Origin of the sequence: Catellatospora chokoriensis, from assembly GCF_011297315.1 — a bacterium.
In the GTDB taxonomy this organism is placed as follows: domain Bacteria; phylum Actinomycetota; class Actinomycetes; order Mycobacteriales; family Micromonosporaceae; genus Catellatospora; species Catellatospora citrea.
Genome location: NZ_JAAOTI010000021.1, coordinates 111449 through 132217, shown reverse-complemented (window position 1 = coordinate 132217; position 20769 = coordinate 111449). Strand labels below are relative to the sequence as shown.

Below are 20769 nucleotides of genomic sequence, written 5' to 3'. Positions count from 1 at the left end.
GGGATCCACATAGGCGGATTGCCAGGCGCGCATAATTCACCTACCGTTGAGTTCAACAAGCGTTGAATTACTACGGAGGACTCCCATGACATCCGCGATCGAGGTCGCCGACCTCGTCGTACACCGGGGAGCCAGGCCTGTGCTGCACGGCCTGAGCTGCACCATCCCGGAGGGCAGCGTGACCGGCCTGCTCGGCCCGTCCGGCAGTGGCAAGACCACGCTGATGCGCGCGATCGTGGGCGTCCAGGTGGTGCGCTCGGGCACGGTCACCGTGCTGGGCCGCCCGGCGGGCGACGCGAAGCTGCGCAGCCAGATCGGTTATCTCACGCAGGCCCCCAGCGTGTACGCCGACCTGACGGTGCGCGAGAACGCGCGCTACTTCGCCGCGCTCTACGGGCTCGGCCAGGCCGAGGCCGACGCGGCGGTGCGCGACGTGGGTCTGGCCGAGGCCGCGTCGCAGCTGGTCGGCAACCTGTCCGGCGGGCAGCGCAGCCGGGCCTCGCTGGCCTGCGCGATCGTCAGCAAGCCGAAGGTGCTGATCCTCGACGAGCCCACCGTCGGGCAGGACCCGGTGCTGCGCGACGAGCTGTGGGCGCAGTTCCGCGAGCTCGCCGAGCGCGGCTCGACGCTGGTCGTGTCCAGCCACGTGATGGACGAGGCCAACCGCTGCGACCGGCTGCTGCTGATCCGCGAGGGTCTGCTGATCGCCGACGACACCCCCGCCGCGGTCAAGGCGTCCGCCGGCACGGAGGACCTGGACCAGGCCTTCCTCACCCTGATCCGGCGCCAGGGCGTGCCCGCCCCGCGCGCCGCCGGCGAGACGAGCGAGGTCGCGTCATGATCCTGCTGCACACCACCGGCCGCATCCTGCGCCAGCTGCGCCACGACCGCCGCACCGTGGCGATGCTGGTGGCCGTGCCGACGCTGCTGCTGACGCTGCTCTACTTCATGTACGACAGCCAGCCCGGCGTCTTCGACCACATCGCACTGATCATGCTGGGCATCTTCCCGTTCATCATCATGTTCCTGATCACCAGCATCGCCATGCTCCGCGAGCGCACCACCGGCACGCTGGAGCGCCTGCTCACCACCCCGCTGCGCAAGACCGACCTGCTGTTCGGGTACGGCCTCGCGTTCGGGGTGGCCGCGGCGGTGCAGGCGGGTTTCGCCACCGCCCTGGCCTACCTGCTGCTCGACCTGGACACCCAGGGCGCGGCCGGCTACGTCGTCATGATCGCCGTGGCGAACGCCGTGCTGGGCATGGCACTTGGCCTGCTGGCCAGCGCGTTCGCCAAGACGGAGTTCCAGGCGGTGCAGTTCATGCCGGTGCTGGCGGTGCCGCAGCTGCTGCTGTGCGGGCTGTTCGTGCCGCGCGCGCTGATGGCGGGCTGGCTGCAGGCGATCAGCGACGCGCTGCCGCTGACGTACGCCGTCGAGGCTTTGCAGGAGGTCGGCGCGCACGCCGAGCCGACCGGAACCATGTGGCGCGACTTCGGCATCGTCGCGGGCGCGGTGGTGGTGGCACTGGTCGCCGCGGCGGGCACGCTGCGCCGCCGCACCCCCTGACCGCTCGCGCCCGGTCCGTCCGGGAGAATCGTCACCGACGAGCACGGACGTCCCCGGCCGGCCGCCTTCGCGGCGGGCCGGGGACGCACCGCGTACCGAGGAAGGGCCAGATGAAGCGCAGCCGCACCGGGCGCCGGCCGGGCAACCCCGACACCCGCGAGGCCATCCTGGCCGCGGCCCGCGAGCTCTTCGCGGAAAAGGGCTTCGACGCCGCGACCATGCGCGCCATCGCCGCCGCGGCCGAGGTCGACCCCGCCCTGGTGCACCACTACTTCGGCACCAAGGAGCAGCTGTTCGTCGCGACGATGCAGTTCCCGATGGATCCCCGGGAGCTGATCGACAAGGTCGTGGCGGGCGGCGCGGATGAGGCGGGCGTGCGCCTCGCCCGGCTGTTCGTGACGGTCTGGGACTCCCCGGTCGGCATCGTCGGCGTGTCGGTGATCCGCTCCGCGATGACCAACGAGTGGACCATGCGGCTGTTCCGCGAGTTCGTGACCACGCAGATCCTGCGCCGGGTCCAGGCCGAGCTGAAGCTGGACCCGGCCGAGGCTCCGCTGCGCGCGTCGCTGGTGGCCAGCCAGATCGGCGGCCTGGTGCTGATGCGGTACATCATGAAGCTCGAACCGCTGGCCTCGCTGCCCGCCGACCAGGTGGTCGCCGCGGTCGCGCCGAACCTGCAGCACTACATCACCGGCGACCTCGGCCCGACGGAGGTCACCGGTTCCGGCGATCGGGCCGCTCAGGCCACGGACGCCGCGGGCTCGGCGGCCGCGTAGTCCTCGACGTCGATCTCGGTCAGGTGCCCGGTCGGGCACTCCAGCCGCACCTCGGCGACGTCCAGCCGGTACAGCCGGAAGCCGCGGTCCACGTCGAGCAGGTCACTGACCGGGTTCACGGCGGCGAACTCGAGCGCGGCGGCGCGGGCCTCGATGCCCTCCAGCGCGCCGGCCCAGCCCGACACCCACACCCGCGGCCCGCGGGACTCGCCCACCGCGAGCACGACGGCCGTGTCGTCACCTTCCCCGTCCCGCGGGCGCAGCGCGCTGTCGAGCTGCCCGCCCTCGCGGCACAGCAGCAGCGGGCGTCCTTCGTGGTCGGTGGCGTGGCGCACCCGGTACGGGCTGGCGTGGAACGGGACCTGCGCCACGCCGGGCAGGCGGCCGGCGGTCAGGGAGCGGGCGATCTCGGCGGGGTGCGGCACGGCGGTCCTCCAACATCGGTTAGGCTTACCTACGTTAGGCGAGCCTAACCTATGACACCCGGAAGTTGGAGGCACCCTCGTGAACCAAGCGCGGCCCAAGGCGAAGCTGTCCCGGGCTCTCGGCATTCCGCTGACCCGCAAGTGCGTCAAGTACTTCGAGCGGCGGCCGTTCCCGCCGGGCGTGCACGGGCGGGCCCGCAAGAAGCCCTCCGACTACCAGGTCCGGCTGCTGGAGAAGCAGCGCCTGCGCCACCAGTACTTCATCAGCGAGACGCAGCTGCGCAACCAGTTCGACAAGGCCGCCCGCAGCGCGGGCAAGACCGGCGAGACCCTGCTGGTCGCCCTGGAGTGCCGCCTGGACGCCCTGGTCCTGCGCGCCGGCTTCGCCCGCACCATCTACCAGGCCCGCCAGGCCGTCGGCCACGGCCACATCGCCGTCGACGGCCAGAAGGTCGACCGCCCGTCCTACCGGGTCAAGCCCTGGCAGACCATCACCGTCCGGGAGCGCAGCCGCACCAAGCCCCCGTTCCAGATCGCCGCCGCCGGCGCCCACCTCGACGGCCCCACCACCCCCTACCTCGAGGTCAGCCTCACCGACCTGCGCGCCACCCTGACCCGCGAACCGCTCCGCACCGAGATCCCCGTGATCTGCGACGAGCAGCTCGTCGTCGAGTTCTACTCACGCTGACCCGTACCCGATCCAAGATCACGACGATCTTGCGCGAACTGTTGGGGATACGCCCTATATGGGCGTGTCGCACCCACAGTCCACGCAAGATCGTCGTGATCTTCGGGTTAGCGGGTCTGTTCGAGCCAGGAGGCGTAGAGCTTGGCGTAGACGGAGTCGGTGACGGTGAGGAGTTCGTCGTGGGGGCCTCGCTGGATCACCACGCCCCTGTCGACGACGATCACCTCGTCGGCGGACTGGGCCGTGGAGAGGCGGTGGGCGATGGCCACCGTGGTGCGGCCGCGGGTCACCGCGTCGAGGGTGCGTTGCAGGCGGACCTCGGTGGCGGGGTCGACGGCGCTGGTGGCTTCGTCGAGGACCAGCAGGTCGGGGTCGGCGACGTAGGCGCGGGCCAGGGCGACCAGTTGGCGCTCGCCGACGCTGAGGGCCTCGCCGCGTTCGCCCACTGGGGTGTCGAGGCCGTGGGCGAGGCCCTGGACCCAGTCGAGCAGACCGAGGTCGGTGAAGGCCTGCTCCAGCTCCGCGTCGGTGAGGTCCGGGCGGGCGAAGCGCACGTTCTCCGCGACCGTCGCGTCGAACAGGAAGCCGTCCTGGGGGACCATCACGACGCGGCTGCGCAGCGACGCGAAGCGCACGTCGGTCAGCGGCGTGCCGGACAGCAGCACCCGGCCCTCGCTCGGGTCCATCAGGCGGGTGAGCAGCTTGGCGAACGTGGTCTTGCCGCTGCCGGTCTCGCCGACGACGGCGACCCGGGTCTTCGCGGCGATGTCCAGGTGCACCTCGTGCAGCACCCGCGGGCCGGGCTCACCGTCGACCGGGTAGCTGAAGCTCACCCGCTCGAAACTGATGTCCAGCGGGCCGTCCGGCAGGTGCACGCCCTGCTCGCCGGGGTCGGCCACATCGGGCTCCAGGTCGACGATGTCGAGCAGCCGCCGCCAGCCAGCGACCGCGTTCTGCGCCTCGTTGAGCACCTCGGTGGCGATCTGGACGGGCTGGATGAACAGCGTGACCAGGAACAGGAACGCGGTCATCTCGCCGAACGTGATCTCGCCCGCGAGCCCCATCCGCACCCCGACCAGCACGACCGACGCCAGCGCCAGCGCGGCCGCGATCTCGCCGACGGAGAAGCTGGTCACGCTGATGCGCATGGCCCGGCGCTGCGCCCGCTGGTAGTCGTCGATGGTCCCGGACAGCTTCGCGCCGCTGCGCTCGGAGACGCCGTACGCCCGGATCACCGACGCGCCGACCACGGACTCCGAGATCGCGCCGAGCATGACGCCGATCCGGCGGCGGTTCTCGGCGTACGCCCCGGACAGGCGCTTCTGGAACGCCTTGATGACCACCACCGCGGGCAGGAACGCGGCGAGCACCACCAGGGTGAGCTGCCACGAGTAGAACGCCATGACGATCGTGGTGACCACCAGCTGGCCGCCGTTGACCATCAGGATCACGCCGCCCCACTGGATGAACTGGGTGATCGAGTCGACGTCGCTGGTCACCCGGGACACCATGGTGCCCCGGCGCTCGGACTGCTGGTGCAGCATCGACAGGTCGTGGATGTGCCGGAACGTGCGCACCCGGATGTTGGCCAGCGCGGTCTCACTGACCGTGAACAGCCGCCGCATCATGAAGTAGCCGCAGGCCGTGGTGACCACCAGGATCAGCGCGGTGACGGCGACGACGGTGGCGATCACGCCCAGGTCCAGGTGGCCGGTCTCCACCCCGAGCCCGCGGTCGATGCCCTGCTGCACCGCGACCGGCACCGCCGCGCGGCCGATCATCGCGATCAGGGCCAGCCCCAGCGTGCCCGCCAGACCCGCCTTGAGCTCGGGCGACAGCGACACGCCCCGGCGGAAGGTGGCCCAGGCCGACTCGGCACGGGGAGTATCGGTGACAGCGGACGCGCTCACGCTTTCTCCTCGCTGCGCTCGTCGGTGGCGTGAGATGTCTGCATCATGGTTCGCTCGCTCACGCGGCGACCTCCTCTTCCTGCTCGACAGCGGAGGCGTCGTCGTAGAGCCGCTCGCGTTCGCGCTCCTCCTCGGCCTTCTCGTACGCGGTGACCAGGTCGGCGTACCCGCTGACCGTGGCCAGCAGCTGCTCGTGGGTGCCGGTGGCGACCACGCGGCCGGACTCGATGTAGACGACCTCGTCGGCCAGCGCGATGGTGGCCCGGCGGTACGCGACGACCAGGATCGTCGTGTTCTGCCCGGACCCGCGCAGCGAGGCGAGGATGCGGGCCTCCACCCGCGGGTCGACGGCGCTGGTCGCGTCGTCGAGGATGAGCAGCCGCGGCTGCCCGGCCAGCGCGCGGGCCAGGGTGACCCGCTGGCGCTGGCCGCCCGACAGCGAGGTGCCCCGCTCGCCGAGCTGGGTGTCCAGGTGCTCCGGCAGCCGCGCGATGAACGTGTCGGCCTGCGCGGTGGCCAGCGCCTCGTGCACCCGGTCGTCGTCGACGCCGGGCCGGTCCAGCGCGACGTTGCCGCGCACGGTGTCGTCGAACACGAACGCGATCTGCGGCACCAGCGCCACGGTGTGCGCCAGCGAGGCGGAGCTCAGCCCGCGCGCGTCGGTCCCGTCGAGGGCGACCTGCCCCTGCTCGGGGTCGAGCAGGCGGGCGGCCAGGGTGGCGATGGTCGACTTGCCGGACCCGGTCGGGCCGACCAGGGCGACGGTGCGCCCGGCGGGCACCGTGAAGGTGACGTCGCGCAGCACCGGCTGCTCGGGCTCGTACGCGAAGTCGACGTTGCGGAAGCTCAGCTCGGCCGCGCCGGTGCCCGGCAGGTCCTGCGCGCCGTACGGCATCTGCCCGGTCGACTGGAGCACGTGCTCCACCCGGTCCCAGCCCGCGACCGAGCGCGGCAGGTCGCCGAGCACCCAGCCGATGGCCCGCACCGGGAACGCCAGCACGGTGAACAGGAAGGTCACCTGCACCACCTCGTTGAGCCCGATCGCGCCCTGGTCCATCCGCCACGCGCCGACCAGCAGCGCCAGCAGCGTGCCGAGGAACGGCAGCGACTCCATCAGCGGATCGAACAGGCCGCGCAGCCGCCCGACGCTGATCAGCGCGTCGCGCAGCTCGCCGGCCCGCGCGGCGAAGCGGCGGGTCTCCAGGTCCTCGCGGCCCATGGTCTTGACGACCAGCGCGCCGTCGAAGCTCTCGTGCGCGATCGCGGCGACCTCGGCGCGCAGGTGCTGGGCGCGGGCCTGGCGCGGGGCCATCCGCCGGGAGAAGACCACGTTCATCACGAACAGCACCGGGAAGACCACCAGGCCGACCAGGGCCAGCGCCCAGTCCACCGCGAACAGCACGGCCACCGCGACGACCAGCATGAACATGGTGCCGACCGCGAACGGCAGCGGCGCGACCGGGAACCAGGCGGCCTCGACGTCGGAGTTGGCGTTGGACAGCAGCGTGCCGGTGGCGTGGCGCTGGTGCCAGGAGACGGGCAGTTGCAGGTAGCGGCGCGTCACCTCGTGGCGGTACTTCGCCTGCAGGGCGAACTGCATGAAGCCCGCGCCGAGCCGGCGGCCGAAGATGCCGGCGACCCGGCCCAGCCCCATCGCGATCAGCACCGTCGCGCCCAGCGCCATCGCGCCCGCGGTGACGTCACCTCCGGTGGTGGCGGGCTGGATGAGCTCGTCGACCAGCCAGCCGACGACCATCGCCTGCCCGATGACCAGCGCGCCGAACAGGCAGCTGCCCAGCACGGCGGTCGTGAACCGGCGCGGCTCGTCCCGGATTCCCCGCCACATCACCCGCGCCCCGCGGGCGAGCACATCACGCCCGGTGATGTCCGGTCTTCTCGGCTCGGCGCCGGCTGTCTGCCCTGCCACTGGTATCCCCGTCGTCAAGGTCGGTAAGTAATTAGCTTGGCTTCCTATCCTTACCGACGCCGCTGCTCCAGGCGAGCGGGTATGGCCTGTGCGGGGCGTCACACCGCCTCCAGGGTACGTAGGATCGCCGACATGACCCGGTACGCCTTCGCTGAAAGGCTAGCCCTGGCCGACCTGATGGCCGAGGTCGGACCAGACGCCCCCACCCTCTGCGGGGACTGGACCGTGCGCGATCTCCTGGCGCACCTGCTGCTGCGGGAACGGCGTCCCGACGCGGCCGCGGGCATCCTGATCAAGCGCTTCGCCGGGCGCACCGCGACGGTGCAGCAGCGTCTCGCCGCCCGCGACTTCGACACCCTGCTGACCGAGCTGCGGCACCCGCCGCGGTGGAGCCCCGCCGGGCTCGGGCCCCTGGACGAGCTGGTCAACCTGGCCGAGATGTTCATCCATCACGAGGACATCCGCCGGGCGGTCGCCGACTGGACGCCGCGCAAGCTGGAGCCCGGGCTGTCCGAGGCGCTGTGGGCGCAGGCCCGGCGGCGCGCGTCGCTGGCGCTGCGCCGCTACCCGGTGCAGGTGCGGGTGATCTCTCCGGGCCACGGCACGGTGACCACCGGGCGGCCCGGCACCCAGCCGCTCAACCTCACCGGCACCCCCAGCGAGCTGCTGATGTTCCTGTCCGGCCGGCAGGGGCACGCGCGGGCCAGTCTGGACGGCCCGCCCGAGCAGACGAGCCGGCTGCGCGGGGTGCGGCTGGGCATCTGAGTGCGGCCGGCGCCCCCGGCCGACCAGAGAAAAGATCTTCCCGAGGGGTTCCCCGAATCCCTGCTCAGCATTACCCTTCGGTAACACCAAGTTAACGTGTCCCCCGTCACTCTTGCCTACCAGAGGCGGCCCCGACTCATGACCATTGATGTGCCTTACCGGTCTATTCCGGACATGTTCCTGCAGCGAGTGGCGGCGTCCCCCGACGCCCGCGCCTTCGGTGGCCCGGACGCGGACAACGCGCCGGTCTGGTACACCTGGGCCCAGATCGCGGAACGCGCCAAGGCGATCGCCGCCGGTCTGACCACGCTCGGCATCGGCAAGGAGGATCGCGTCGCGATCCTGGCCAACACCCGGCTCGACTGGATCGTCGCCGACCTCGGCATCATGTGCTCCAGCGCCGCGACGACCACGGTCTACCCGACCACCGAGCCGGAGGAGGCCTGCTTCATCGTCGCCGACTCCGGATCCAAGGTGCTGATCGCGGAGAACCCGGCCCAGGCCGCGAAGATGAGCCGGGACGCGGTGCCCGCGCTCGCCCACATCGTGCTGATCGACGGCGCGGCCGACCCGGCCGCCGCGTTCCCCCAGCTCACGCTGGCCGACCTGGAGCGCCGCGGGGCCGAGGCACTGGCCGCCAACCCGAGCCTGATCGACGACCTGGTCGCCGGCATCGGCCCGGACGACCTGGCCACCCTGATCTACACCTCCGGCACCACCGGCCGCCCGAAGGGCGTCGAGCTGCTGCACCGGGGCTGGACCTGGGAGGGCGTGGCCCAGTCGGACGTCGGCGTGCTGCTCCCCACCGACGTGCAGTTCCTCTGGCTGCCGCTGTCGCACTCGTTCGGCAAGACCCTGATCTGCGGCATCATCCACGTCGGCGTGCCGACGTACGTGGACGGCCGGGTCGACAAGATTGTCGACAACCTGGGTCTGGTCCAGCCGACGCTGATGTGCGGCGCGCCGCGCATCTTCGAGAAGGTGTACAACAAGGTCGTCACGGGGGCCACCGCGAACGGCGGCCTCAAGGCGAAGATCTTCGCCTGGGCGGTCAAGGTGGGCCGCGAGCGCGTCGCGCTGGAGCAGGCCGGCAAGCCGGTCCCCAGCGGCCTGATGCGCAAGTACGGCATCGCGCACAAGTTGGTCTTCAGCAAGCTGCACGCGCGCCTGGGCGGCAACATCCGCTACATGGTGTCCGGCTCGGCGGCGCTGTCGGTGCCGATCGCCGAGTTCTTCGCGGCGGCGGGCCTGCCCATCAGCGAGGGCTACGGCCTCACCGAGAACTGCGCGGGCGCGTTCGTCAACCGGCCCGGCGCGCTGAAGATCGGCACGGTGGGCCAGCCGCTCGGCGACCTGGAGTGCCGGATCGACGCCGACGGCGAGATCCTGCTGCGCGGCGCGCCGATCATGCGGGGCTACTACAACCTGCCCGCGGAGACCGCGGCCGTGTTCACCGAGGACGGCTTCTTCCGCACCGGCGACATCGGCGAGCTGGACGACGACGGCTTCCTGAAGATCACGGACCGCAAGAAGGACCTGGTCAAGACGTCAGGCGGCAAGTACATCGCGCCGAGCCACATCGAGGGCCTGTTCAAGGCGCTGTGCACGTACACCTCGCAGGTGCTCGTGATCGGCAACTCGCGCAACTACTGCTCGATGCTGGTCACCCTCGACCCCGAGGCGATCACCGGCTGGGCCGCGGGCACGCCGCTCGAAGGGAAGTCCTACGCGGAGATCGTGACCTCCGACGAGGCGAAGGCCATGGTCAGCGGGCACATCGACGAGCTGAACGCGAAGCTCAACCGCTGGGAGACCATCAAGAAGTTCACCATTCTGCCGCGCGACCTGACCATTGAGCACGGGGAGATCACCCCCTCGATGAAGCTGAAGCGACGCACGGTGGAGACCAATTTCGCGTCGGATATCGAGAAGATGTACGAGGGTTCCCTCGTCGAAATCTGATCCGGCGGGGACTAGCTTTCCCACGCAGTGAGGTACGTAGGGGCGGCCACAAGCCGCCCCTACGTTTTTGTGCCGGTCAGCTGCCGTCGCGGAGGTCGGACAGGCGGGTCGGGGTCAGGCGGGCGTGGTCGAAGACGACCGTGCAGCCGGCGCCGACCGGCGACTGCGCCTCGACGCCGATCAGGGGCGGACCCGCGTCGGGGCCGAGGCTGAAGTAGCGGACCAGCTGCCAGGCCTGCCCGTCGGGGCTGCTGTGGAAGGCCCAGGCCGGGCCGAGGCGGCTGGCCCGCAGCCAGACCGTGTCCCCGGCGACCGGCCAGGCGTTGGCGTCGTCGGAGTCGCCGCGGGTGATGACGGTGACGATGGTGTTCTCGCCCGCCGGGGAGCGCTCGAAGCACAGCTTGGCCCAGTGCCGCTCACCGGCCCAGACCAGGATCACCCCGGCGTCGTACTTCTCGCCGAAGTCCACCCGGGCCCGTAGCGCGAACTGGAAGTCGCCCTCGGGCACGGGGGCGAGCGCGCGGGGCGCGTTGAGCACCGGGGCCGCGGCCGGGTCGCCCGGGTCGACGAACATGTCGGTCTGCGGCCCGGCCGCGACGGACAGCACGCCGCCCGCCAGGTGCCAGGAGGCGGGTTCCGGTTGCCAGCGCAGGGTCAGCCCGCCGAGCTTGGGGTCCATCGGCGCATTCTGCCACGGGTCACGCGATCAGGGCGGGCTCGCTCCACTGTGGACGGCCGGTGCGGTCGAGGTCGTAGCGGGCCGCGGCGATCCGGCGCACGCCGTCGACCAGTTCGGGGACGGGCTGGGTGAAGGGCAGCCGGATGAAGCGCTCCAGGGTGCCGTCCACGCCGAACCGGGGGCCGGGCGCGAGGCGTACGCCCAGGGGTTCCACCGCGCGCGCCAGCGCGCTGGAGACCGGGCCGTCCAGCTCGGCCCACAGGGTGACCCCGCCCGACGGCACGGTCACCCGCCAGCTGGGCAGGTGCTCGCGCACCGCGGCGACCAGCGCGTCGCGCTGCGCGGCCAGCAGCGCCCGGCGCTGCGGGATGACCTCGGCCGCGCGGGTCAGCAGGCGCACCGCGACGAGCTGGTCCAGCACCGGCCCGGCGGTGTCCACGCCGACCCGGACCGCGGCCAGGCGCTGCACGATCGGCGCGGAGGCGCGGATCCAGCCGACGCGCAGCCCGCCCCAGAACGGCTTGCTCATGCCGCCGATGGTGAGCACCCGCCCGTGCCGGTCGAAGGAGGCGACCGCGGGCGGCATCGGCTGGCCGTCCAGCGGCAGGTCCACGAAGGACTCGTCGATCACCAGGTCGGTGCCGGTGCGCTGGGCGGTGGCGACGAGCTGCTCGCGCAGCGCGGTGGGCATGACGTGGCCGGTCGGGTTGTGGAACTCCGGGATCAGGTAGGCCAGGCTCGGCCGGGTCTGGCGCAGCGCGCCGAGCAGCAGCTCGGCGTCCCAGCCGCCCTCGTCGAGGCCGTGCGTGCTGATCCGGGCCCGGCGCCCGGCGAACGCGGCCAGCGCGTTCGGGTAGGTCGGCGACTCGACCAGCACGGACGCGCCCACTGGCACCTGCAGCCGCAGGATCAGGTCGAGCGCGTGCAGCACCCCGTTCGTGATCATGATCTGTTCGGGGCTGGTCGGCAGGCCGCGCTCGGTGTAGCGATCGGCCACGGCCTCGCGCAGCTCGGTGATGCCGCTCGGGTGGTAGCCGGCCCCGCCCAGGTAGTGCGGCAGCTCCTCGACGGCCTCGCGGGCCGCGGCCATCAGCGGCTCGGGCGCGGGCAGTGCGGCGCAGCTCAGGTCGATGAGGTCGAGCTCGTCGTCGGGCATCCACAGCCCGCTGCTGGCCACCCGGTGCCCGCTGGGCAGGGTGGTCCAGCTGCCCGCCCCGCGGCGGCTGGTCAGGTGGCCCGAGTCGCGCAGCTCGCGGTAGGCCGCGCTGACCGTGGTGCGGGAGATCTCCAGGGCCTCGGCGAGTTCGCGCTCGGCGGGCAGGCGCACGCCGAGGGCCAACCGGCCGTCGGCGAGCAGGCCGCGCACGGACGAGGCGAGGGCCGCGTAGTCGGGGCTGCGCCGCCGGGCGGGCAGCGCGTGCCAGCGCCCGAGCAGTCGGGCCAGCTGCACACCGCGTACGGAGACGCTCATCGCCATTCCCCCCGGTTGTAAGGCCAGTCCCCCCGGATTGGCCCTTTCTGGCTTTTCGATTGGCCTCCAGACTGGCAGACATGACAGGCGCACGCAAGCCACTGCACATGCCACTTCGAGCGACCCAGCGCCGGGTCTCCACCGCCGCCCCGACCTCCCGCCGCCCCGCGCCCATGCCCCTGCGCGAGCGCCTCCCCCGCCGCCTGTTCCAGCTGCTGATCGGCCTGGTCGGCTATGGCGTCAGCATCAGCCTGATGCTGCGCGCGCACCTGGGCAACCAGCCCTGGGACGTGCTTCACCAGGGCGTCGCCCTGCGCACCGGGCTCAGCGTCGGCACCGTGCTGATCATCGTCGGCGCGGCAGTGCTGCTGTGCTGGATACCGCTGCGCCAGCGTCCCGGCATCGGCACCATCGCCAACATCGTGGTCATCGGCCTGGTCGTGGACGTCGCCAACCAGGTGCTGCCCGAACCGTCGCACATGCTCGTGCGCTGGGCCTTCATGATCGGCGGCATCGTGGTGTGTGGCTTCGCCAGTGGCCTTTACATCGGGGCCAATCTGGGTCCGGGGCCGCGTGACGGGCTGATGACCGGACTGGCCGCCCGCACCTGGTCGCTGCGCGGCTGGCGCACCGTGCTGGAGATCACCGTGGTCGCCGCGGGCTTCCTGCTGGGCGGCAAGGCCGGGCTCGGCACCATCCTGTACGCCCTGGCCATCGGCCCGCTGGCCCAGTTCTTCCTGCCGATGCTCACCGTCCGCAGCCGCGCGGCCGCCACGACCCCGGTCCCCGAGCCGGCGCCGTCCACCCCGGCCCGGTCCACCACCCCGGCCACCGAACCGGCCCCCTGCTGACCCACCGCCCTGCCCCGCCCCGGGCCGTCCCGCTCGCCGCCGGGCCGGCGGGGGCGGGGGTCCCGTGCGAGATGGCACAGCGTGGCTGGCGCGTCACGCAGGGTAAATGGAGCGATATGGGTTTTATTGGTACGGACACCTGACCCTGCCCGCCGGAGGCAAACTTCGTGTTCGTATCCATGAAACGGCTGGCCATCGCGTCGGCCGTGATCCTGTCCGCCGTCGCCCAGGGCGTGCCCGCCACGGCGGCGCCGAACGTGACCGTCCTGGCCACCGGGCTGAGCAACCCGCGCGGCCTCGCCTTCGACCGCGACGGCACCCTGTATGTCACCGAGGCCGGCCGGGGCGCCGACGGCGCCGCCAACCCGGTCTGCCTGCCGCGGCCCCAGGGCATCGGCTGCCTGGGCGCCACCGGCGCGCTGGCCCGCCTCGACCGCGACGGCACCGTGACCCGGGTGCTGACCGGCCTGCCCTCGCTGGCGGGACCCGACGGCACCGAGGCGATCGGGCCCGACGACATCGCGTTCAACCGCTTCGACCGCGCCCTGCTCACCGTCGGTCTGAGCGAGGCCCCGGCGGTCCGCGACGGGCTGCCCGAGCCGGGCGCCCAGATGGGCCGGCTGCTGTCGGTGCGCCGGGACTGGTCGGGCGACTGGTTCTCGCAGCACCTGACCACCCAGCGCATCGCCGACATCGCCGCCCACGAGGCCGCGAACAATCCCGACCGCGGTGAGCTGGACTCCAACGCGCAGTCGGTGGCGTTCGGGCCGGGCGGGGCCGCGGTCGTCGACGCCGGCGCGAACTCACTGGTGTTCGTCACGCCCGCGGGTCAGGTGAGCACCCTGGCGGTGTTCCCCGAGCGGCAGATGCCCGCGCCGCCCGCGTTCAACATGCCGGCGGGCACCATGCTGCCGATGCAGTCGGTGCCGATGGGCGTGGTCTACAAGGACGGCGCGTACTACGTCGCCGAGCTGACCGGACGCCCGTTCACCACCGGCTCGGCCCGGATCTTCAAGGTCGTGCCCGGCCAGGAACCCACGGTGTACGCCGAGGGCCTGACCACGGTCGTCGACATCGCCTTCGGACCCGACGGCTCCCTGTACGCGCTGGAGTTCACGCACACCTCGATGTTCGGCCCCAGCCGCGGCGTCGGCGCCCTGATGCGCATCCGCGGCGAGGGCAAAACCCCCGAGCTGGTCCTCGACAAGGTCGACCACCCCGGCGGCATCGCCATCCGCAACCGCAGTGCCTTCATCACCACCTGCTCCGTCTGCGCCACCACGGGAAGCGTCATGAAACTCCGCCTCCCCGCCTGACACTGCCCCACGCGCCGAGATCGCGACGATCTTGCGCGGACTGTTGCCGATATGCCCGTGAAGGGCGTGTCGTACCCGCAGTCCGCGCAAGATCGTCGCTTTTCAGTGGGCGGGGGGCGGGGCGGCGTCGGGGGTGACGTGGCGGGATTGGACCAGCCAGCCTTCGGGTTCGGCGGGGGCCGGGACGAGGACGTCTTCGCAGATGCAGTGGCGGTGCATACGGGGGGTGCCGTCGGCGGTGATGGCGATGACCATGCCGTAGCAGCGGACGTGGGCGCGGCCGTCGGCGGCGGGGGTGACCCAGACCATGCCGTGCCAGTGGCGGTGGGTCTCGCCGTTGGCGGCCAGGCGGGCGTGGGTCTGCTCGACGGCGGCGGCGAGGGCTGCACGGCCGCGGACCGGGGCGTCGAGCCCGGGGGCGGTGAAGGTGCCGTCGGGGGCGAACGTGTCGGCCCACTCGCGGGCGCGGCCGGAGTCGAGCAGGTGCATGTGGCGGGCGTAGAACTGCTGGACGGACAGGTACGTCGCCGAGGTGTCGGTGACCTCGGGCAGGGCGGTCATCGCCATGGTGTGCTCCTTCGGTGGTGCGGAAACTGCGGGTGGTCGGTGTGCTGAGTGGTCGGTGGGATCAGAGGATGGCCACGGCGCGGGTCCAGCCGGCGCCGGCTCCCTTGATCTTGATGGGGAGGCAGGACACGGTGAAGCCGTAGGGCTGCGGCAGCGCGTCCAGGTTGGCCAGGCGTTCGATCTGGCAGAACTCGCGGTCGCGGCCGGTGAAGTGGGCCGGCCACAGCACGCCGCGGTCGCCGGTCTCCTCGTACCTCTTGAGCATCGCGCCGAACGGGGCGTCCAGGCTGAACGCGTCCGTGCCGATGACCCGGATGCCCTTGTCCAGCAGGAAGTTCGTGGCGCCGGCGTCCAGGCCGGTGAACTCGGTGAAGTAGCGGGGCGTGCCCGCCCAGGCCGACGCGCCGGTGTGCAGCAGCACGATGTCCAGCGGCTGCGGCTGGTAGCCGATGCGGGCCAGCTCCTTGTCGAGGAAGTCCGCGTCGACGGTCGGCCCCGGTGCCGAGCGCAGGTCCAGGCAGAACGCGGGCCGGTGGAACCAGTCCAGCGGCATCTCGTCGATGTGGCGCGGCACGCCGTAGCTGGCCTTGCTGCCGTAGTGCGACGGTGCGTCGATGTGCGTGCCGGTGTGCGTGGTGAGCTTGAGCGTGTCGACCGACAGCAGCTCGCCGTCGGGCAGCACGGACGGGTCGAAGTCGACGCCGAAGTGCAGCGCCATCTCCTCGGCCATGTGCACCGCGCCCTGCGCGGGCGTCATGACGTCGTGGATGACCGGCTCGGGTTCCCAGGCCGCGGCGTCCACGGCCGTGGACAGGTCGATGATGGGCATTGGCGTACTCCTTGTTCGAAGATTCGGCTGGAACTGGGCGGATCGGCGTGGTCGGGCGTCAGTTCGGCGACGCGGGGCCGGTGGCGGTGGCGTACAGGTCGGTGCGCACCCGGCAGCGCGGGTTGCCGAAGGCGACCATCCGGGTGAGCTTGTGGCCGATCGGAGTGCGGTGCACGATCGAGGCCACCGCCTGCCGGCCCATCTCCAGGGCCCGGCTGCGGCTGCCCAGCATCCCCTTGGCCTGCAGGTGCTGGAACTTCAGCACCTTGCCGATGTCGGCGTTGCGCGCGGTGGTGTACTGCGCCAGGGCCGCCGCGTCGACCGGGCCGGTCCTGCGCAGCGCCGCGACGAGCACCGGATGGGCCAGCACCGCGTCCTGCAGGGCCAGGTTGAGGCCCTGCGCGCCGAGCGGGCTGTGCGTGTGTGCCGCGTCGCCGATCAGCAGCAGGCCGTCGCGCGCCCACTCGCGGGCGGTCCCGGCGAACACGTCGAGCAGGCTGAGATCGGCCAGGCCGCGCACCTTCTCGTACACCCGCCCGGCGTACTCCGGCACCGCCCGGCACAGCTCGTCGCGGAACTCCGTGAACGGCCGCGCCGCGAACTGCCGGTAGCCGCCGTGCGGCAGCGCCCAGCCCAGCTGGATGCCCTCCGGGTAGCTGCTGTAGCTCAGCAGCATCCGGCCGCCGCCCCCGCGGATGGTCACGTCGCGCACCGACTCGCCCGCCGCGGGCAGCTTGAACCACAGCAGGTCGAAGGTGAACACGTCGCGGCGGTCGTACGGGATGCCGGACAGCTGCCGCGTCTTGGAGTAGCGCCCGTCCGCGCCGACGACGCAGCGCGACCGGATGGTGCGCTGGCCCCGCGGACCGGCCACGATCGCGCCGCGCACCGCGCCGCCCTCGCGCACCAGGTCGGTGATCCGCGTCCCGGCCAGGTAGCGGAAGGTCGGCTCCCGGCGGCACGCCGCCAGCAGCTCCTCCAGGATGTACTGCTGCGGCACGCTGAGCATGTAGTTGTACGGCCCCGGCAGGTCCCGGTAGTCCACCCCGAGCACCGCCTTGCCCTTGTTGACCAGCTGGAAGCGGTCGTGCACATGGCTGCCGCGGTTGCGGGCCGCGGCCAGCACCCCCAGCTCCGCCAGCACGGCCAGCCCCCCGGGCTGCAGGATCTCCCCGCGGTAGGCCCGTTCGAAGCTGGACGACTTCTCCACCACCGTGACCTCGACCCCGGATCGGGCCAGCAGCAGCGCGAGCACCAGCCCGGCCGGCCCGCCGCCGATCACGCAGACATCGGTGAGGACGTCACTGTCCCTGTCAGCCAATGGATGCCTCCTCGGTCAGACCCCGCGCCGCGCCGCACGTGATGCCGGCGACCAGCGAGGTGTCGTGGGTTCCCTCGATGAACTGCGGATGGTCGAGCACCGCGAGCAGGAAGTCGCGGTTGGTGGCCAGGCCCGGCCCGGCGGCGTGGAACTCGCCCAGCGCCCGCCGCATGCGCAGCAGCGCCTGCGGCCGGTCCGGCGCCCACACCACGACCTTGGCCAGCAGCGGGTCGTACGCCGGGGACACCCGGCCGCCCGGGTAGGCGTCGGTGTCGACGCGGACGAACGGGCCCGCGGGCAGCCGCAGCTCGGCCAGCCGCCCGGGTGCGGGCACGAAGTCACGGGACGGGTCCTCGGCGTTGACGCGGCACTCCATGGCCGCGCCGCGGGGGGCCAGGTCCTCCTGGCGCAGGGTCAGCCGCTCCCCCGCGGCGATCAGCAGCTGTTCGCGTACCAGGTCGATGCCGTGGGTCAGTTCGGTGACCGGGTGCTCGACCTGGATGCGGCAGTTGACCTCCATGAAGTGGAAGCCGCCGTCGTGGTCGACGAGGAACTCGAAGGTGCCCGCGCCGACGTAACCGGTGGCCAGCGCCCCGCGCAGGGCCGCCTCGCCCATCTGCCGGGCGAGTTCGGGCGACAGGCCCGGCGCGGGCGTCTCCTCGATGATCTTCTGCCGCCGCCGCTGCGCCGAGCAGTCGCGCAGGCCCAGGTAGACGCCGTTGCCGTACTGGTCGCAGAGGATCTGCACCTCGACGTGCCGGGCGGCGGGCAGGTAGCGCTCCAGGTAGAGCCGGTCGTCGCCGAACAGCGACTGCGCCGCCGACTTCACCTCCCGGAACTGCCGGACCAGGTCGGCCGGCTCGCGTACGACCTGCATGCCGCGCCCGCCGCCCCCGGCCACCGCCTTGACGATGACCGGGTAGCCGATCCGGGACGCGACCTGTGCCGCGAGGTCCGGGCACTGCACCGGGCCGTCGCTGCCGGGCAGCATGGGCAACCCGGCGGCGGCCATCGCGGCGCGGGCGGCGGCCTTGTCGCCCAGCCGCTCGATCACCGCCGCGGGCGGGCCGACGAAGGTGATGCCGCAGGCCTCGCAGGCCTCCGCGAAGTCGGGCACCTCGGACAGGAACCCGTATCCGGGGTGGACCGCGTCCGCGCCGGTGCGCCGGGCCGCCTCCAGGATCGCGGACATGTTCAGGTAGCTGGCGCGCGCCGGGCCGGGGCCGATGCAGACGGCCTCGTCCGCGAGGTCCACCACCGCGGCGTCGCGGTCCTCGGTGGAGTAGACGGCGACCACGCGCAGCCCCAGCTCGCGGCAGGTGCGGGCGACGCGCAGGGCGATCTCGCCCCGGTTGGCGATGAGCACGGTGGTGAACACGGCGGCCCCCTAGTGCCCGGTCGCCGGGGCGAGGGTGAGCAGCCGGTCGCCGTACTCCACGGACGTGCCGTCCGCGACGTGCACGGCCACGATCTGCCCGTCGCGTTCGGCCTCGACGGGGATCATCAGCTTCATCACCTCGATGATCGCGACCTGCTGGCCGCGCCGGACGTGGTCGCCCTCGCTGACGAACGGGGCCGTGCCCGGCTCCGCCGCGCGGTAGAAGGTGCCCACCGTGGTCGCGCAGATGTCGGCGAAGCCGTCCGCCGCCGGCGCCGGAGCCGGCGCGGGAGCCGCGCTGGCGACCGCGACCGCGCCGGACGTCGCGGCCCGTGCGACGGCCGCGACCGGCGCGGGCTCGGTCGGCAGGACGGCGTTCTCGTCTGCCCACTCCAGCTCGACGAGCACGTCGCCGGCCCGGATGCGCAGCGCGCTGGGCTGCCGGTCCACGCCGGACAGCAGTTGCTGGGCGCTGCGACGTACGTCGTCGAGGTCGTCGGCCACGGTGCGGCCCGTGTCGGGCAGCGAGCCGTGCATCGAGCAGACGTCGGCGGTGTCCACCGGAACGGGTGGCACGCGCAGGGAAGGATCCAGCAGACCGGTCACCACGAACCTCCTTCGGTCGGGATCAGTACGGCCTCATCGGGCCGGCGCGAGCTGCCGAAGCGCCGGAAGCGGGCACGCCGCTGCGCGACGAGGCGGGACTGGTCGAGCCCCGCGAGATCGGCCAGCTCGGCATGGACGGCGGCGCGCAGCGCGGCGGCCGCGGCGGCGTGGTCGGCCTCGGCGCCGCCCGGCGGTTCCGGGATGACCCCTTCCACCACGCCGAGTTCGAGCAGGGAACGGGCGTCCACACGCAGTGCCTGGGCGGCGGCGGGCGCCGCGGCGGAGTCGCGCCACAGGATCGCCGCGCAGCCCTCGGGGCTGATCACGGTGTACACCGCGTTCTCCATGATCAGCACACGGTCGGCCACGGCGATGCCGAGCGCGCCGCCGCTGCACCCCTCGCCGGTGATCACCGTGACCACCGGCACGGGCAGCGAGCCCATCAGGCGCAGGTTCTCGGCGATGGCGGTGGCCTGGCCCTGCTCCTCGGCGTCCACCCCGGGGTGCGCCCCGGGCGTGTCCACCAGCGTGACCACGGGCAGGCCCCACTTGGCGGCCAGCCGCAGCAGCCGGGCGGCCTTGCGGTAGCCCGCCGGTCCCGGCATGCCGTAGTTGCGGCGGGCCAGCTCGCGGGTGGTGTGGCCCTTCTCGTGGCCGATCACGACCAGCGGCGTGCCGCCGAGCCGGCCGACCCCGCCGACGATCGCCGGGCAGTCCCCGCCCACCCGGTCGCCGTGCAGTTCCTCGAAGTCGTCGAGGACCATGCTGAAGTAGTCGGAGGTGGTGGGCCGGGCGATGTTGCGCGCCCGGCGGACGGCCTCCCAGGCCGGCCGCTCGGGCAGCAGCGCGGGATCGCGGACCACCGTGGACGCGCCGCCCTCGACCGGGGCGGGTGGCAGGGCGTCGCGGCGGGTGCCGACGGCCAGCAGCCGGCCGATGCGGTGGCGCAGCGCCGGACGCGGGCAGATCAGATCCAGAAAGCCGCGCGCCAGCAGGAATTCCGCGGTCTGGAAGCCGGCCGGCAGCTCCTGTTTGATGGTCTGGGCGATGACCCGGGGCCCGGCGAAGCCGAGCCGCGCGCCGGGTTCGGCGACCACGACGTCGCCGAGCATCGCGAACGAGGCGGCCACACCGCCGTAGGTCGGGTCGGTGACCAGGCAGACCGTGGGCAGCCCCGCCTCGTCGAGCTGGTGCAGCGCCTGCGCGGTCTTCGCCATCTGCATCAGGCCGATGACGCCCTCCTGCATGCGCACCCCGCCGGACGCGGTGACCAGCAGCAGCGGCAGCCGCTGCGCCAGCGCCGTCTCCGCCGCGCCGGTGATCAGCTCGCCGACGGCGCCGGACAGGCTGCCGCCCATGAAGCGGAAGTCCATCACCGCGGCGATCGCGGGCGTGCCGGCCATCCGCAGCCGGCAGCACACCACCGCCTCGGTCAGCCCGGTCGTCCGCCGGGCTTCGGCGATGCGCTGCGGATACGGCTTGTCGTCGACGAAGCGCAGCGGATCCGCGGCGTCGGCGACGAGATCGAGCGGCTCGACCGAGCCGGGGTCGGCGAGCAGCGCGATCCGATCCCAGGCGGCCAGCGGGCGGCAGTGCCCGCACTGCGGGCAGATGCCGCTGCTGCGGGCCAGCCGCTTGCCGTAGACGACAGCCTGGCAGCGGCTGCAGGAGACCCACTCCGCGGCCGGGCCGGCCGGACCGGGCATGTCGCCCGATCCGGCCTCATGCCCGG

19 protein-coding genes are annotated in these 20769 nt (G+C 72.6%); 8 read left to right on the top strand and 11 right to left on the bottom strand.

All coding sequences use genetic code 11. From position 1 onward, the window contains the following. The first annotated feature begins 85 nt into the window (after positions 1–85). From HAV39_RS28210 to HAV39_RS28200, 3 genes are all read left to right on the top strand, one after another. Positions 86–841, top strand: a complete 756-nt coding sequence (locus HAV39_RS28210) for an ABC transporter ATP-binding protein (RefSeq protein WP_191842212.1) — start codon at positions 86–88, stop codon at positions 839–841. Further along, positions 838–1566: an ABC transporter permease gene (locus HAV39_RS28205; protein WP_191842211.1), complete on the top strand. Its 729-nt coding sequence runs from the start codon at positions 838–840 to the stop codon at positions 1564–1566. The genes HAV39_RS28210 and HAV39_RS28205 overlap by 4 nt, the downstream gene beginning before the upstream one ends. Positions 1567–1676: 110 nt before the next feature. Continuing rightward, on the top strand, positions 1677–2342 hold the full coding sequence (locus tag HAV39_RS28200; RefSeq protein WP_191842210.1) for a TetR/AcrR family transcriptional regulator: 666 nt from the start codon (positions 1677–1679) through the stop codon (positions 2340–2342). On the opposite strand, the gene HAV39_RS28195 is transcribed toward HAV39_RS28200, so the two are convergent. Continuing rightward, positions 2306–2767: a hypothetical protein gene (locus HAV39_RS28195; protein ID WP_191842209.1), complete on the bottom strand. Its 462-nt coding sequence runs from the start codon at positions 2765–2767 to the stop codon at positions 2306–2308. The genes HAV39_RS28200 and HAV39_RS28195 overlap by 37 nt on opposite strands. Before the next feature lie 79 nt (positions 2768–2846). Between HAV39_RS28195 and rpsD the strand changes: the two genes are divergently transcribed. After that, on the top strand, positions 2847–3455 hold the full coding sequence (rpsD, locus tag HAV39_RS28190; RefSeq protein ID WP_191842208.1) for a 30S ribosomal protein S4: 609 nt from the start codon (positions 2847–2849) through the stop codon (positions 3453–3455). A 107-nt stretch (positions 3456–3562) separates the two neighbouring features. On the opposite strand, the gene HAV39_RS28185 is transcribed toward rpsD, so the two are convergent. Together HAV39_RS28185 and HAV39_RS28180 are read right to left on the bottom strand one after the other, a co-directional pair. After that, the gene (locus HAV39_RS28185; RefSeq protein WP_191842207.1) at positions 3563–5365 is read right to left on the bottom strand and encodes an ABC transporter ATP-binding protein; all 1803 of its coding nucleotides are present in this window, start codon (positions 5363–5365) and stop codon (positions 3563–3565) included. A gap of 58 nt (positions 5366–5423) precedes the next feature. After that, entirely contained in the window at positions 5424–7211 is a 1788-nt protein-coding gene (locus HAV39_RS28180; protein ID WP_191842253.1) for an ABC transporter ATP-binding protein, read from the bottom strand. 213 nt (positions 7212–7424) lie between these two features. Between HAV39_RS28180 and HAV39_RS28175 the strand changes: the two genes are divergently transcribed. Beyond that, positions 7425–8057, top strand: coding sequence for a TIGR03085 family metal-binding protein (locus tag HAV39_RS28175; RefSeq protein ID WP_191842206.1), 633 nt, complete (start codon positions 7425–7427; stop codon positions 8055–8057). Between the two features lie 138 nt (positions 8058–8195). Then, a complete protein-coding gene (locus HAV39_RS28170; RefSeq protein WP_191842205.1) occupies positions 8196–10019 on the top strand; it encodes an AMP-dependent synthetase/ligase in 1824 nt (607 codons plus the stop codon). Positions 10020–10095: 76 nt separating this feature from the next. Here HAV39_RS28170 and HAV39_RS28165 read toward each other — a convergent pair whose 3' ends face one another. Together HAV39_RS28165 and yczR are read right to left on the bottom strand one after the other, a co-directional pair. Next, positions 10096–10698, bottom strand: coding sequence for a DUF1349 domain-containing protein (locus HAV39_RS28165; protein ID WP_191842204.1), 603 nt, complete (start codon positions 10696–10698; stop codon positions 10096–10098). Positions 10699–10717: 19 nt separating this feature from the next. Continuing rightward, the gene (gene yczR / locus HAV39_RS28160) at positions 10718–12169 is read right to left on the bottom strand and encodes a MocR-like transcription factor YczR (RefSeq protein ID WP_120316069.1); all 1452 of its coding nucleotides are present in this window, start codon (positions 12167–12169) and stop codon (positions 10718–10720) included. Between the two features lie 173 nt (positions 12170–12342). Here yczR and yczE point away from each other — a divergent pair, with 173 nt between their 5' ends. Further along, positions 12343–13020: a membrane protein YczE gene (gene yczE, locus HAV39_RS28155; protein ID WP_191842252.1), complete on the top strand. Its 678-nt coding sequence runs from the start codon at positions 12343–12345 to the stop codon at positions 13018–13020. A gap of 179 nt (positions 13021–13199) precedes the next feature. Next, entirely contained in the window at positions 13200–14336 is a 1137-nt protein-coding gene (locus tag HAV39_RS28150) for a ScyD/ScyE family protein (RefSeq protein ID WP_191842203.1), read from the top strand. Between the two features lie 102 nt (positions 14337–14438). On the opposite strand, the gene HAV39_RS28145 is transcribed toward HAV39_RS28150, so the two are convergent. The 6 genes from HAV39_RS28145 to accA form a co-directional block, all read right to left on the bottom strand. Then, entirely contained in the window at positions 14439–14903 is a 465-nt protein-coding gene (locus tag HAV39_RS28145) for a nuclear transport factor 2 family protein (protein ID WP_239120135.1), read from the bottom strand. A 61-nt stretch (positions 14904–14964) separates the two neighbouring features. Continuing rightward, positions 14965–15732: a cyclase family protein gene (locus HAV39_RS28140; RefSeq protein ID WP_191842202.1), complete on the bottom strand. Its 768-nt coding sequence runs from the start codon at positions 15730–15732 to the stop codon at positions 14965–14967. 58 nt (positions 15733–15790) lie between these two features. Beyond that, entirely contained in the window at positions 15791–17053 is a 1263-nt protein-coding gene (locus HAV39_RS28135) for an FAD-dependent oxidoreductase (protein WP_191842201.1), read from the bottom strand. Continuing rightward, positions 17046–18431 carry an acetyl-CoA carboxylase biotin carboxylase subunit gene (locus tag HAV39_RS28130; RefSeq protein ID WP_191842200.1) on the bottom strand — a complete coding sequence of 462 codons (1386 nt, stop codon included), beginning with the start codon at positions 18429–18431 and terminating at the stop codon, positions 17046–17048. The genes HAV39_RS28135 and HAV39_RS28130 overlap by 8 nt, the downstream gene beginning before the upstream one ends. 9 nt (positions 18432–18440) lie before the next feature. Continuing rightward, the gene (locus HAV39_RS28125) at positions 18441–19037 is read right to left on the bottom strand and encodes an acetyl-CoA carboxylase biotin carboxyl carrier protein (protein ID WP_191842199.1); all 597 of its coding nucleotides are present in this window, start codon (positions 19035–19037) and stop codon (positions 18441–18443) included. Beyond that, positions 19034–20743 (bottom strand): acetyl-CoA carboxylase carboxyl transferase subunit alpha, encoded by a 1710-nt coding sequence (accA, locus tag HAV39_RS28120; protein ID WP_191842250.1) that lies wholly within the window; start codon positions 20741–20743, stop codon positions 19034–19036. Before accA ends, HAV39_RS28125 begins: the two co-directional genes overlap by 4 nt. Positions 20744–20769: the final 26 nt, after the last annotated feature.